Genomic DNA, 14660 nt, shown 5'->3' with positions numbered 1-14660 from the left:
TTCGGCCACCACACCCATCGCCAGCTTCTTCACCGCGATATGCGCGCCCACCATCTGGTTGATGCCCAGCGCCATGCTGCGGAAGTCGCCGTCGAAACGTGCGCTGTCGATGACCACGTCGATATCGCCGGCCTCGTGTTCGGCCGACATGTGGTTGATCTCGCCGATCAACCCGGTGAGGTTGCCGCGCACCTGTTCGATGGTGTCGTTGATGAAGCGCTTCTTGCCCGGCAGCAGCGGCAGCTGCGCGGTGAAGTTGCCGCGACCGAATTCGCCGACGCAGGCGATGGCCTGTTTCTTGACCGCGATGTGGCCGGCGACCATGGCGTTGATGCCCTCGGCCATGCGGCGGAAATCGCCGGTGAAGCGCTGCGTGTCGATGACCACGTCGATGTCGCCGGCATCGTGCTCGGCGGACATGTGGTTGACCTCGGCGACCATGCCGATGAGGTTGCCGCGGATCTGGTCCACGATGTCGTTGATGAAGGCCTTCTGGCCCGGCAGGCGCTCCAGCTCGGCGGCGAAGTTGCCGCGGCCGAACTCGGCCACGCACGCCATGGCCTGCTTGTTCACGGCGATATGGCTGGCCACCATGCGGTTGATGCCATCGCCCAGGGTGCGGAAATCGCCGTCGAAGCGCGCCACGTCGATGCGCGCCTCGATCTGCCCGGCATCGTGTTCGCGCCAGACGCGGTTGATCTCTTCGTTGACGTGACGGATGCCGCTCTGCACCTTGCGCAGGCCGCGCAGCACGTCGCCGGCCTGCTCGTCGGGTGTCTGCGGCAGGGCGACATCGAAGTTGCCGCGCGAGAACGCGTCCAGCGTGGTGGTGGCCAGCTCCAGCGAGTCGCTGGCCAGGCGGATTGCCCACACCAGCAAGGCGCCGCTGATCAGTGCGGCCACGATGCTGGCGCCGAGCAGGGCCGCATGCGAGAGCGTCAGCGCGAAGCCGGCGACGATCACGAGGACGGGCAAGGCCACCGCAAGCGCGGCGGTGAACCAGAGTTGGGTGGCGATCGGAAGACGGTGTGACATGGCGAGTGTCCTGGGGTCAGGTAACGACGAACGATGTGGATGGCGGGAGCGGGACTGCGAACGCTCAGGCCGCCAACGCATCCTGGTTGGGGTGCAACTGCTGGAGCAGGCTGGGCACATCCAGGATCAGCGCGACATCGCCGCTGCCCAGGATGCTGGAACCACTGATGCCCTTGACCTGGGCGAAGACCTTGGACAGCGGCTTGATCACCGTCTGCCATTCGCCCAGCAAGGTGTCCACGACCAGGCCGAAGCGCTGTGCGCCCTGGCGGATCACCACGATGCTTTCGCGTGCGGGGTTCTTGCCGCCAAGCGCGAACAGTTCACGCAGGCGCACATACGGCAGCACGCTGCCGCGCAGGTCGATGTAGTCGCTGGCGTAGTCGGGCGTGAATTCCACGCATTCCTCCACCACATCCAGCGGCACCACGAACACGGATTTGCCCACGCCCACCTGGAAGCCGTTGATGATGGCCAGGGTCAGCGGCAGGCGCACCGAAATGGTGGTGCCCACGCCGGCCGCGCTGTCGATATCGACCGTGCCACGCAATGCGGTGATGTTGCGCTTGACCACGTCCATGCCGACACCGCGGCCGGACAGGTTGGTGACCTTTTCGGCAGTGGAAAAGCCCGGCTCGAAGATCATCGCAAATACCTCGCGGTCACTGAGCTGGCGGCCGGGTTCGACCAGCCCGCGTTCGAGCGCCTTGGCCAGGATGCGGTCGCGGTTCAAGCCGCCGCCGTCGTCGGTGATCTGGATGACGATGCTGCCGGAGTCGTGGTACGCATTGAGCCCGACGGTGCCGCGTGCGGGCTTGCCGCGCGTCACGCGCACGTCCGCCGGCTCGATGCCGTGGTCCATCGCGTTGCGCACCAGATGGGTGAGCGGGTCGCCGATCTTTTCCACCACCGACTTGTCCAGTTCGGTGTCTTCGCCGGCAACGACCAGTGCGATGTCCTTGCCCAGTTCGCGCGCCACGTCATGCACCACGCGCTGGAATCGGCTGAAGGTGCCGCCGATCTTGACCATGCGCAGCTGCAGCGCGCTTTCGCGCACATCTTCCACCAGGCCGGCCAGGATCGAGGCCGATTCCAGTAGTTGCGCATCGCCGCTGCGTTGCGCATTGGCATTGGTGCTGGCCACGGCGATGATGAGTTCGCCCACCAGGTCGATCATGCGATCGAGCTTGTCGGCATCCACGCGGATGGAGCGTGCGTCGGCGTTGCGCGCACCGGCATCGGGCGCAGCCCGCGCAGGCGCTGCGGCAGCGGACGGCACGGCGGCCAGCGCGTTGCTCGGCGCGGCAACGGCCAGCGGCTCGGCCGCGAGCAGGGCTGCCGCATCGGCGGGCGCCGGCACCGCGACGATGTCCAGATCGCAATCGTCGCGAACGAATTCGAACACCTCTTCGATTGCGGCGCGGTCGGCATCGCTGCGCAGCAGGATCTGGAAGCCCAGGTAGTTGGCTTCCGGATCGAGCTCTTCAAAGCTTGGCAGCTTGCTGTGATCGGTGCTGATCGCTTCCACCGAACCCAGGCTGCGCAGATTGCGGATCAGCTTGAGCGGCGAGTTGCCGAAGCGCAGCGCGTCGGCAAACAGGGTGAGCGTGATGCGCCAGTACCCGCTCTGCTTTTCCGGCGTGCTGTGCTGGATGGCAGCGGTGGTGATGCCACAGGCGCTGGCATGCAGATAGGTCTGCAATTGCGCCAGCAGGGGTTCGGCTTCGGCGGCGAGGGCGGCCGGATCGGCATGGCCGGGGTCGGCCGCGGTTTCCACCAGCGCGTGGATGTGGTCACAGCACACCAGCAGCAGGCCGATCAGCTCCGAGCTCAAGGTCAGCATCTCGTCGCGCACCAGGTCCAGCACGCTTTCCACCACATGGGTGAAGCCCACCAGCTGCGGCAGGTCGAACAGGCCGCCGGAACCCTTGATGGTGTGCGCGGCGCGGAAGATCGCATTGACCGCATCCGGCGACGATTCGCCACGCTCGGCTTCGAGCAGGTGGCGTTCCATGTCTTCGAGCAGGTCCCGGCTTTCGGCCAGGAAGGTCTGCATCAGCTGGTTCATGTCCATGTGCGTCACCAGTCCGTTAGTGAATGCGTTCGCCGAGGCCTGCAACCGCGTGCGGGTACAGCGCTTCGAGCAGGCCGAGCAGTTCGATCACATCCACCACCGCGCGGCTGGAATCGGTCAGCGAAAACGGCCGCCCGTCGGCCTGGATGGCCTGCTTGGTGGCCAGCAGCAACTGCAGCCCGGTGGTGTCGATCTCGCTGACCGCGCCCAGGTCCAGATGCAAGCCACCCGGATGCGCCAGTGCCGGCTGCAGCAGCGGCTTGAGTTCGGCGGCGCGACGGATGGTCATCTCGCCTTCCAGGGCAAGCGTCAACGGCGCGGGGAGATCGGAAAGCGGGCTGTTCATGAGTGCCTCGGGCGATGCCGCACGGGGAGTGCGCTGACGCGGGATGGATCGCAATGGCATGGGGTGGCGTGGCGCTGTTTTGCACACGGGGTCATGCCGGTCCATGCTGGTATCGGCGCCTGACAGGAATATTTAGGCCAAATTCAGCGCAATGACGGTTTTGCGAAATACGTCACTGCACGGGCATTAACAGCTCAGCTTCGTCGCAAGCAGGCTCAGGAAGGCACTGTCCCGGGCTGTCCTGGGACAGGCGAGACGCTGGATCAAATGCTGGCTGACGGTGCAGGTGTTGCCCTGCATGCGCGGGGCATGTGCGATGTGCTGTTCGGCGACGCCGGGCTGCGGCCGTGGCGCTGCCGACTCCGGCCGGATCGAACGGGCAGGGCGTGGCGTACAGACGCAACGAGCAGGTGATCGCTCACCTGCTCGCAGGGACTATCGCGGTGGTGGCCCTGTCCAGGGCCGCATGATCGCCAGGCTGTGCCGCGCTTCAGCCCGGTGCCAACGCCGCCAGCAGGCCGCGTGCCGCATTGAAGCGGTCGGCGCCTTCGGGCATCGGCAGTTTGATGCGCAGCTTGTCCGGGCCATCCATGGTGTAGATCTTGGGTTGCTTCTGGATCATCTGGATGATGGTCATCGGGTCGATCGACGGCTTGGCCTCGAACACCAGGCGTCCGCCGTTCTCGCCCAGATCCAGCTTGCGTACGCCCAAGGCATTGGCCTGCAGCTTGAGCTCGGCAATGGCGAACAGGTGCTTGACCGGGTCCGGCAGCAGGCCGAAACGGTCGATCATTTCCACCTGCAGCTCGCGCAGCGCGTCGGGATCGCGTGCACTGGAAATGCGCTTGTACAGGGTCAGCCGCGTGTGCACGTCCGGCAGATAATCCTCCGGAATCAACGCCGCCACATGCAGCTCGACCTCCGCGCCACGCACTTCCTCGCCGGCATCCAGATCGGGCAACTTGCCCTGGCGGATGCTGCGCACGGCGCGTTCCAGCAGCTCGGTGTACAGGCTGAAGCCGACCTCGGCCATCTGCCCGCTCTGGTCTTCGCCCAGCAACTCGCCGGCACCGCGGATTTCCAGATCGTGCGTGGCCAGGGTGAAGCCGGCGCCAAGCTCGTCCATGGATGCAATCGCCTCCAGGCGCTTTTCTGCATCGGAGGTCATCGAGCGCCGATCGGGCACCACCAGGTACGCATAGGCGCGGTGGTGCGAGCGGCCGACGCGGCCACGCAGCTGATGCAACTGGGCCAGGCCAAACCGATCGGCGCGGTTGATGATGATGGTATTGGCATTGGGGATGTCGATCCCCGACTCGATGATCGTGGTCGACAGCAGCACGTTGAAGCGTTGCTTCTGGAAATCCAGCATCACCCGCTCCAGCTCGCGCTCGGGCATCTGCCCGTGTGCGATGCCGATGCGCGCTTCGGGCACCAGTTCGGACAGGTCGCGCTGCATGCGCACGATGCTTTCCACATCGTTGTGCAGGAAGTACAGCTGCCCACCACGGCTGAGTTCGCGCTGGAAGGCTTCGCGCAGCAGCGCGTTGTCCCAGGCCGTGATGAAGGTCTGCACCGCCAGCCGGTTCGGCGGCGGGGTGGCGATGATGGACAGATCGCGCAGCCCGGCCATGGCCATGTTGAGCGTGCGCGGGATGGGTGTTGCGGTCAGTGTGAGCAGATGCACGTTGGCGCGCATCGCCTTGAGCGCTTCTTTTTGCCGCACGCCGAAGCGCTGTTCCTCGTCGACCACGACCAGGCCGAGATCCTTGAACTTCACGTCGGGCTGCAATAGCCGATGCGTGCCGATGATGACGTCGATCTCGCCGCTGGCCACCTTCTCCAGTTCGGCCTTGATTTCCTTGGTGCTCTTGAAGCGCGAGAGCACTTCCACCTTCATCGGGTAATCGGCAAAACGGTCGCGGAAATTGCGGTAATGCTGTTCGGCCAGCAGCGTGGTGGGCACCAGCACGGCCACCTGTTTGCCTGCGCTGGCGGCCGCAAACGCGGCACGCACCGCGACCTCGGTCTTGCCGAAGCCGACATCGCCGCAGACCACGCGGTCCATCGGCTGGCTGCTGGCCAGGTCGCGTAGCGTGGCATCGATGGCGGCCAACTGGTCGCCGGTTTCTTCGAACGGAAAGCCGGCCGCGAACGGCTCGTACATCGCCCGGTCTACCTGCAAGGCCAGACCCGCACGCGCGCGGCGGCGCGCCTGGATTTCCAGCAATTCGGCGGCCACGTCGCGCACCTTCTCGGCCGCCTTGCGCTTGGCCTTGGTCCATTGCTCGCCACCCAGCGAATGCAGCGGCGCGGTCTCGGCCGAGGCGCCGGAATAGCGGCTGATCAGGTGCAGCTGCGCCACCGGCACATACAGCCGGTCGCCCTTGGCGTATTCGATTTCCAGGAACTCGCCGGGCATGCCGCCGGCATCGAGCACGATCAGGCCGCGGTAACGGCCCACACCGTGATCCTCGTGCACGATCGGCGCGCCTTCGGACAGTTCGCCCAGGTCGCGGATGATCGCTTCCGGCTCGCGTCCCACCCGCCGCGAGCGACGCGGCTGGTTGGCCCGCTCGGGAAACAGCTGGCGCTCGGTGAGCACCGCAATCTGCGGGGCATCCAACGCAAATCCGTCGTCCAGTGCGGCCACGGTGATGCCGAAGCGCAGCGTGGTCGCAGCCAGGAATGCGGGCACATCGGCCACCACCTCGGGCTTCAACTGCGCGGCGGCCAGCACTTCCATCAAGGCTTCGCGGCGGCCGGCCGAGTCGGCGGCCACCAGCACCCGGCCGGGGTAATGACTCAGGAACGTCGCCAGCGCCTGGCCCGCGGGCGCGTCCTTCGCGGCCACCGGCAAGGGCGGCAGCGGCTGGTCGCCGAGCGCGGCGGCCTCATCGATGCGCGGGTGGTCGCTGGCCCACACTTCGATGCGCGCCAGCTTGTTGAGCCGCTCGCGCAGCGCATCCGGTGATTGGTACAACTCGTCCGGCGGCAGCAGCGGGCGTTCCACATCGTGGCGACGTTGTTCGTAGCGGTTTTGTGCCTGGGTCCAGAACGCATCGGCCGCATTGGAAACACCGCTGGCGATCAACGGCAGGGCGCGCTTGTCCAGGTACTCGAACAAGGTGGCGGTCTTGGCGAAGAACATCGGCAGGTAGTACTCGATGCCCGAGGGCGCGATGCCGGACTTGAGGTCCTGGTACAACGCACTGCGCCGGGTATCCACATCGAAGCGTTCGCGCAGGCAGGCCAGCACGCGCTCGATGCTGGCATCATCCATCGGCACTTCGCGGCCGGGAAGCATCTTGACCGCGTCCACCTTGTCCAGCGAGCGCTGCGATTCCGGGTCGAAGGCGCGGATGGAATCGATATCCTCATCCAGCAATTCAACGCGCAACGGTGTGTCTGCGCCCATCGGGAACACGTCGAGCAAGCCGCCGCGCACCGCAAAATCGCCCGGGTCCATCACCTGCGGCACGTTGCGGTAGCCGGCGCTTTCCAGGCGGCGTTTTTCCGCATCCAGGTCCAGGCGCTGGCCCACGGTGAGGTCGAAGCTGCCGCCAACGATGTAGCTCAGCGGCGCCAGCTGCTGCATCAGGGTCTGCACCGGGACGATCACCACGCCCTTGGTCAGGCCGGGCAGGCGATGCAAGGCTGCCAGGCGCTGGCTGATGATTTCCGGGTGCGGGCTGAACTGGTCGTACGGCAGGGTTTCCCAATCGGGAAAAGGCACCACCGGCAGCGCGGAGTCTTCGCCCAGCAGGGCGAGCAGATCGGCTTCGATCTGGTGCGCGCTCTGGTTGTCGCGGGCGATCACCAGCAACGGGCCGGCATGTGCTTCGGCGGCACGCGCGATCGACCAGGCCAGCGCCGTCGCAGACGAGGGTGCGCGCCAGTAGGCGCGGAGCTGGCCGGACTTGGGCAGCGGCGGGGAGGGGTAGGTAGGCTGCGGCATCAGCCGGCAATTTTACCAGAGCCCCCGCCGCGGCCGGTCCATCTGGCGTGAAAGGCGGCCTCAGGCCGCCTGCGCAGAGGCACGCTGCAGCGTGCCGCCTCATCATCAGTTGCAACGCACCAGATGGCTTGCCGGTCGTCTATCGAAAGCCATGCCCGCTGGCTATCGCGACTGGCCCATGCAGCCAACTCGCAGACCATCCGCTCTGCGCCTGATCTGTCCGTAGCGAGCAATCAGGTCGAGACACCTCCACTGTGCGTCCCGCCATCACTTCGCTGTCTCTACGTCTGGTCGAGGGCGCGGTGCCCTCACCGCGCCAGACAGGCTGCCGATTGTTTTATTGAGACCATGCCCGCCGGCCATCGCGACTGGCCCTGCCGCAAGGTTGCAGCGTCAAAGGCCCTGCAGCAAACGGACGCAAGCCGCTCTTACGAATCCCAAATCCCAAATCCCGAATCCCAGCCCCTCAAGCATCCAGCTCCAGGACCATCCGCACCAGCTCCGGCGAATCGGGATGCGCCTGCGGCCTGAAGCCCAGCGATTCGGCCAGCTGCAGCATCGGCACGTTGCTTTGCAGCACATCGCCGAACAGGCAATCCAGGTACTTGCGGCGCGCCCACTTCACCAGCTTGCGCATCAATTGCCGGCCCAGGCCCTGGCCGGCGACGAAACTGCTGACCAGGATGGTGTATTCGGCCTGGCGGGTGCCCGGCACCAACGCGGCGCGGGCGACCGCACCCACCAGCGCCTCGCCGGGCGGCAGCTGTTCGGCGGCGACCAGCACGATCTCGCTCTTGGGGTTGGGATGGGTCAGGCGTTGCACCATCTCCGGGGTGATTTCGGCGGAGGAGCGCACGAAACGCGCGCGGATTTCCTCCGGGCCCAACAGGCTGAAAGCCCCTTGCAGCGGCGGACCGTCCTCGGGACGGATCGGGCGGAGCAGAAGGGTGCGGCCATTGGGCAGGCTGAAGTTTTCATGCCAGGGAGGCATGCGATTGCGAATGGCCATGACCGGTGTTCCTTGAAGATCGGAAGATTCTGGCACCAGCCCGGCGCGCTACCGTGAATGAATCCGGTGCGTCGTCGGGGGCCAACAGAGGGGTGGCAGTGCTTCCCACTGGACTGTAACGAGCCGAGCCGTGAGCCGGTCGTGAGCTTGGCGCCCGGCTGCGGCGGCTGCCGGATGTGCCGAGCCAGTGCATGCGCAGGCGATTGCGCTCGTGACGCCACACGCGCAGCCACCACGCGGCGCGGAGGGCGTGGCCTGCCAGTGGCACACATCTGCAGCGCCCAGGAGCACGCGCGGATGCGCCACTGCAGTGCGACCGTCCCGCTGCAGTGCCTTATTCGGCTGCAGCTCCCGACAGCCGTGCAGGTGGAGCGCACCGCATCACGCGTCCTGGCGCAGCCATTCCAGCCGGGTGGAGGCACCCAGCTCGCCCAGGTGCTTCTTCAGCACCGGCAGCGCCGGCGCCAGCACCTTGTCGAATTGCCAGGGTGCGTTGACGATCAACAGCCCGCTGCCGGTCAGGCGCAGCGGCGAGTCGTCCGGGCGCACCTGCAGCTCGGCCACCAGCACCGACTTGGCCGGCAGCGTGGCGGCCTTGCGCATGAACGGCTGCAGGCTGCGGCGCAGCTTGATCGGGTACCACACCATGCAGATCGCCTGCGGCCAGCGTGCCAGCGCCTCGCGCACGCTGTGGATGATCTGCTGGTATTCGGCGTCCTGCGATTCGTACGGCGGGTCGATCAGCACCAGCCCGCGACCGATCTTGGTCTCGCCGGCGCGTGGCGGCAGAAATGCACGGATGGCTGCATAGCCGTCGCCGGTATGCACGCGCACGCGGTTGTCCTTGGCGAACAGGCCCTTGAGCGCCTCGGCTTCGTCCGGTTGCAGTTCGCAGAACGCCATGCGGTCCTGCGCGCGCAGCGCCTGCGCGGCCAGCAGCGGCGAGCCGGGGTAGTAATTGAGCTGGATGCCTGCGGTGGGGCGGGTGGGCTTGTGGCCGGGCGTGGCCGGGCGGGCGACGGCCTGGTTGTCGGCCTGCACCGCGCGCAGGTAGCGCTCGACCACCTCGGGCAAGGTGGCCTCGGCCATCAGCCGCATGACCCCGGCGTCGGCTTCGTTGGTCTTGCGGCTTTCTTCGCCACCGAGTTGATAGCGCCCGCGCCCGGCGTGGGTGTCGAGCACGAAGAACGGGGTGTCCTTGCGCTTGAGGGTGTCGATCAGGGCAAGCAGGGCGATGTGCTTGAGCACGTCGGCATGGTTGCCGGCATGGAAGGCGTGGCGATAGTTCATCGCGGCAGTGTAAGCGGGCGCGCTGGTTTGCGCTGGCCTGCGGGTCTGGATGCTGCGCATGGGCGCCCCGTGCGCCGGGTGCATAGCCGTCGCGTCGGCGCTCGGTGTTGTCGAGGGGCGCCGCATTGCGCGCCGTGCCTGCAACCATCGCCTGTGCGGAGCGCCTGCGGTGCCGCGATGGCGCTACAGGCCGCGTCGGCATGCGGCTATGCTGCGCGGCATGTCCGAATCTCCCGCCCGCGTGCTCGTCGTCGAAGACGAAGCCGCCATTGCCGATACCGTGCTGTACGCGCTGCGCAGCGAAGGCTATGCGCCCGAGCATTGCCTGCTGGGCCGCGAGGCGCTGGCGCGGCTGCGCGCCGAGCCGGCCGATGTGGTGGTGCTGGACGTGGGGCTGCCGGATATCAACGGCTTCGAGGTGTGCCGCAGCCTGCGCAGCTTCAGCGAGGTGCCGGTGATCTTCCTGACCGCGCGCAACGACGAGATCGACCGCGTGCTCGGCCTGGAGCTGGGGGCCGACGACTACATGGCCAAGCCGTTCTCCCCGCGCGAGCTGGTGGCGCGCGTGCGGGCGCGCCTGCGTCGCCGCACGGTGGCTGCAGTGGCAGAGCCGGGCTGGCAGCCGCACGGCGCATTTGCGATCGACCGCGAAGGCAGCCGCATCCGGTATGGCGATGCCTTGCTGCCGCTGACCCGTTACGAATACGCCGTGCTGGCGGCGCTGCTGCAGCGCCCCGGTGCGATCCTGAGCCGTGCGCAGTTGATGGACCGTGGCTGGGACGCCAGCGCCGACAGCGCCGACCGCACCGTCGACACCCACATCAAGACCTTGCGCGGCAAGCTGCGCCTGGCCGGCGTGCCGGCCGACCCGATCCGCACGCACCGTGGTCTGGGCTATGCGCTGGAGCTGTAAGGCGATGGGTGGGCCCGCGCAGGCGTTGACCGGCGTGGCGCACTGAAATGCGGCTCGGCCTCAAGCTGTTTCTGGGCTTCTTTCTGATCGTCGGGCTGGCCGCGTTCTTCGTGATGCGGGTCTTCGTCAACGAGGTCAAGCCAGGCGTGCGCCAGGCGATGGAAGCGACCCTGGTGGATGCGGCCAATGTGCTGGCGGAGATGGCCAGCGGCGACCTGGCGGCCGGCCACATCGCCGACGGCCGCTTTGCGCGCAACCTGGCGCAGGCGCAGCAGCGTGACCCAAAGGCCTGGGTGTGGCGTTTCCGCAAGAACAACGTGGATTACCGCGTCACCGTGACCGACGCGCGCGGGGTGGTGGTGTTCGATTCGCAAGGCCGCGACGTAGGCCGCGACAATTCGCGCTGGAACGATGTCTACCGCACTTTGCGCGGCGAATACGGCGCGCGTTCCAGTCCGGAAAGCGACGGCGACCCCGGTGCGACGGTCATGCATGTGGCCGCGCCGATTTACGCGCCCGACCAGCCCGGCACGTTGATCGGCGTGCTCACCCTGGCCCAGCCCAATCGCAGCATCGACCCCTTCATCGAAGCCAGCCAGCGCAACATCCTGCAGCGGGGTGCCTGGTTGATCGGCATTTCTGCGTTGATCGGCATCGCGATGACCTGGTGGCTGATGCGCGGCATCGGCCGGCTCAACCGCTATGCGCAGGCGGTGAGCGCCGGCATTCCGGTGCCGCCGCCCAAGCCGCGCGGCGATGAGATCGGCGATCTGGGCCAGGCGCTGGAAACCATGCGCCGCAAGCTGGAGGGCAAGGCTTACGTCGAGCAGTACGTGCAGTCGCTGACGCATGAGATGAAGAGCCCGCTGGCGGCGATCCGCGGGGCATCGGAGTTGTTGACCGAGCCGTTGCCCGAGCCCGATCGCCAGCACTTCGTGGCCAGCATCCGCGCGCAGGAGCAGCGGCTGACCGAAACCATCGACAAGCTGCTGGCGTTGGCCGAAGTGGAGCAGCACGGCTGGCTGCAGACGCGCGAGCCAATTGCCGTGCCAACCCTGCTGCAGGCGGCGCTGGACGCCGTGCGGCAGCGTGCCGCCAGCGTCGGTGTGCGGGTGGAGTGCGATGCGGCGTGCGTGACGGCCAGTACGCAGGCCGTGCAGGGCGACGCCTACCTGTTGCGTCAGGCGTTGGTCAATCTGCTGGAAAACGCCATCGCCTTCTCGCCGGAGGGTGGCACCGTGCGGCTGCATACCCAGGCGCAGGACGGCCAGTTGCACCTGCTGGTCGAAGACCGCGGCAGTGGCGTGCCGGACTACGCGATCGAACGCGTCTTCGAGCGGTTCTATTCGCTGGCGCGCCCGCAGACCGGACAACGCAGCTCCGGGCTGGGCCTGCCGTTCGTGCGCGAGGTGGCCCGCCTGCACGGCGGCGGGGTGAGCTTGCGCAATCGCGACGGTGGTGGTGCGGTGGCAATCCTGCGTCTGCCGATCTCCTGAGCCATTGCGGCAGGACGACCTGTTGCCGGTCGACCACCACTTCACATTCGCTTCAACTTCGCCTCAAACCCCCACCATCGACGCGGCGCAGCCTGACCACCTCCCAGACTGAGGACGGTCGATGAAATCCCTGAAACTGTTGTTGCGGTTCGCCACCATCGGCGGACTGATCCTGCTGCTGTTGATTCCGTTGTTGCTGATCCGTGGCGCGGTGCAGGACCGCGCGCGCTACCGCGACCAGGCGGTGGAGCGGGTGGCGCAGAGCAAGGCGGGCGAGCAGCAATTCATTGCGCCGGTACGCGTGCTGCCCTACACCGAAGACGTGCAGGTGACCGAGCCGGACGAGCAGGGCAGCCAGCGCCAGGTGTGGCGCAAGCGCGAGGGCGCGCTGTTGCAGACGCCGCGCAGCCTGAAGCTCAGCGGCGAGATGGTGCCTTCGGTGCGCGAGGTGGGCCTGTATCGCGTGCAGGTGTATTCGTGGAAGGCGACCCTGCACGCGGAATACGCCCCCTTCGACTATGCCGCCGCACCGACCCGCGTGTATGGCCAACCGCATCTGGCGGTGGGCATTTCCGATGTGCGCGGGCTGGTGGGCACGCCGCGTCTGCAGGTGGACGGCCGTGCGGCGACGCTGGAAAGCGGTGCCGGCGCGCTGGCGGATCGATCGACCGGTGTGCATGCCGAGCTGAGCCCCCTGGCCGACCCGCTCGCCGGGCGGCTGCAGGAAGGCAACGTGGTAGACATGCAGTTCGTGCTGGACGGTACCCGCCGGCTGGCCATCGCACCGATCGCCGACAACAACGACATCGCCCTGCGTTCGGCCTGGCAGCACCCGTCCTTCGGCGGGCGCTTCCTGCCGAATGCGCCCACCATCAGCGATCGCGGCTTCGATGCCAGCTGGTCGTTGTCGTCCCTGGCTACCGGCGCGCAGACGCAGCTGCAATCCAGCCAGTCGTCGCTGGATACGCTGGAAGTGCGCCTGGTCGACCCGGTGGACGTGTATACCCAGGCCGATCGCGCCAGCAAGTACGGCATTCTGTTTGTGGTGCTGACCTTCGTGGCGTTCGTGCTGTTCGAACTGATCAAGCGCTTGCCGATCCACCCGCTGCAATACCTGCTGGTCGGCCTGGCGCTGGCGATCTTTTTCCTGCTGCTGCTGAGCCTTTCCGAGCACATCGCGTTCTGGCAGGCATATCTGGTGTCGGCGACGGCGTGCATCGGGCTGCAGTGTTTCTATCTGTCCGGCGTCTTGCGCAGCTGGACGCGCGCGGCGGGATTTTCGCTGATGCTCACTGCCTTGTATGGCGTGCTGTACAGCCTGTTGATCTCCGAAGACAACGCGCTGCTGATGGGCTCGTTGCTGCTGTTCGGCATCCTGGCCAGCATCATGTGGGTGACCCGCAAGCTCGATTGGTACGAGCTTGGCAACAGCCTGCGCTGAGGTCGGCATGCGCGCACATGCTCAGGTGATGCGGCGGGCGCAGCGTCTGCTGCCCGCCGGGATCGACACGGTGGCGCTGCTTCCCGCAGCGCCACCTTGGTGGGACTGTTCGCCGCTGTCGGCACTGCCGCTGGCGTGCGAGGGCCGCCGTGGGGTGATCGGGTTGCGCCTGCATGCGCGTACCGTGCAGGCGTTGCGCACGCACGGCTCTGCGTTCCTGCAGCGGCAGGCGAAGCCAACCGGCACGCCGGTTCGTGGCTATGGGCCCTGGCAACGCCTGAGCAACGGCAGTTACTGGGTGCGCAGCAGCGACGCCTTGCTCGGCGTGCTGGTGGCCCAGGACGAAGCGGCGGTGTGGTTGCTGTGGCAGCAGCCCGCCAGCACGGCCCGCGCGCATGGCGGCTGGCTGCGCTGATGCGCGGCGGCACGGCATCGCCTCGGCCAGGCTCGCTTACCATGGCGCCATGACCAGGACCTCCCTCACCGTTGAAACCGTGCGTGGCGCTGCGGTGTTGCCGTATCTGGACGCGCTGGCGCAGTTGCGTATCGCAGTGTTCGCCGCATGGCCATACCTGTACGAGGGCGACGCCGGCTACGAGCGCGAGTACCTGGCGGCCTATGCCGCCTCGCCGCAGAGCGTGTTCGTGCTGGCGCGCGACGGCGATGCGGTGGTCGGTGCATCCACCGGCCTGCCGCTGCTCGACGACAGCGATGCGTTCCATGCGCCGTTCCGCGCCGCCGGCATCGAGCCGGCCGGCGTGTTCTATTTCGGCGAATCGGTGCTGCTGCCGGCATATCGCGGGCAGGGGCTCGGCCACGCCTTCTTCGACCAGCGCGAGGCGCATGCCCGCGCGCTGGGCCGGTTTGCGCTCACGGCCTTCTGCTCGGTAGAGCGGGCATCGGACGATCCGCGCAAACCTGCGGACTATCGCCCCAACGATGCGTTCTGGCGCAAGCGCGGTTACGCACCGCGGGCGGGGATGCAGGTGCGGCTGGAATGGGCGGAGTTGCAACGCGGCCCGGTCGACCACAGCTTGCGTGTCTGGACGCGCGCGCTGGACCCTTGAGCGCGCGCACGCGATCGCGCCGTTGCGTGCT

Annotated in this window: 10 protein-coding genes and 1 pseudogene; 5 read left to right on the top strand and 6 right to left on the bottom strand. The window is 67.1% G+C overall.

Going from position 1 to position 14660, the window contains the following annotated elements; translation table 11 throughout:
- The 6 genes and pseudogenes from OZ10_RS06415 to OZ10_RS06390 form a co-directional block, all read right to left on the bottom strand.
- A pseudogene (locus tag OZ10_RS06415) lies at window positions 1–1035 on the bottom strand (methyl-accepting chemotaxis protein); the annotation flags it as partial.
- Window positions 1036–1099: 64 nt separating this feature from the next.
- Entirely contained in the window at window positions 1100–3109 is a 2010-nt protein-coding gene (locus tag OZ10_RS06410; RefSeq protein WP_039564216.1) for a chemotaxis protein CheA, read from the bottom strand.
- 16 nt (window positions 3110–3125) lie between these two features.
- Complete coding sequence (locus OZ10_RS06405; RefSeq protein ID WP_039414978.1) at window positions 3126–3455, bottom strand: STAS domain-containing protein; 330 nt, start codon at window positions 3453–3455, stop codon at window positions 3126–3128.
- A 490-nt stretch (window positions 3456–3945) separates the two neighbouring features.
- The gene (gene mfd, locus OZ10_RS06400) at window positions 3946–7413 is read right to left on the bottom strand and encodes a transcription-repair coupling factor (protein ID WP_039414975.1); all 3468 of its coding nucleotides are present in this window, start codon (window positions 7411–7413) and stop codon (window positions 3946–3948) included.
- A 466-nt stretch (window positions 7414–7879) separates the two neighbouring features.
- Complete coding sequence (locus tag OZ10_RS06395; RefSeq protein WP_039414972.1) at window positions 7880–8422, bottom strand: GNAT family N-acetyltransferase; 543 nt, start codon at window positions 8420–8422, stop codon at window positions 7880–7882.
- A gap of 381 nt (window positions 8423–8803) precedes the next feature.
- On the bottom strand, window positions 8804–9712 hold the full coding sequence (locus OZ10_RS06390; RefSeq protein WP_039564211.1) for a 23S rRNA (adenine(2030)-N(6))-methyltransferase RlmJ: 909 nt from the start codon (window positions 9710–9712) through the stop codon (window positions 8804–8806).
- Between the two features lie 208 nt (window positions 9713–9920).
- Between OZ10_RS06390 and creB the strand changes: the two genes are divergently transcribed.
- From creB to OZ10_RS06365, 5 genes are all read left to right on the top strand, one after another.
- The gene (gene creB, locus OZ10_RS06385; protein ID WP_184384983.1) at window positions 9921–10625 is read left to right on the top strand and encodes a two-component system response regulator CreB; all 705 of its coding nucleotides are present in this window, start codon (window positions 9921–9923) and stop codon (window positions 10623–10625) included.
- 47 nt (window positions 10626–10672) lie between these two features.
- A complete protein-coding gene (gene creC, locus OZ10_RS06380; RefSeq protein WP_039413547.1) occupies window positions 10673–12121 on the top strand; it encodes a two-component system sensor histidine kinase CreC in 1449 nt (482 codons plus the stop codon).
- 121 nt (window positions 12122–12242) lie between these two features.
- Entirely contained in the window at window positions 12243–13562 is a 1320-nt protein-coding gene (gene creD / locus OZ10_RS06375; protein ID WP_039413545.1) for a cell envelope integrity protein CreD, read from the top strand.
- 7 nt (window positions 13563–13569) lie between these two features.
- A complete protein-coding gene (locus OZ10_RS06370) occupies window positions 13570–13977 on the top strand; it encodes a hypothetical protein (protein WP_039413542.1) in 408 nt (135 codons plus the stop codon).
- A gap of 49 nt (window positions 13978–14026) precedes the next feature.
- Window positions 14027–14629: a GNAT family N-acetyltransferase gene (locus tag OZ10_RS06365; RefSeq protein ID WP_039413539.1), complete on the top strand. Its 603-nt coding sequence runs from the start codon at window positions 14027–14029 to the stop codon at window positions 14627–14629.
- Window positions 14630–14660: the final 31 nt, after the last annotated feature.

The organism is Xanthomonas cannabis pv. cannabis (genome assembly GCF_000802365.1).
GTDB lineage: Bacteria > Pseudomonadota > Gammaproteobacteria > Xanthomonadales > Xanthomonadaceae > Xanthomonas > Xanthomonas cannabis.
This window is presented reverse-complemented; position numbering and strand designations above follow the sequence as displayed.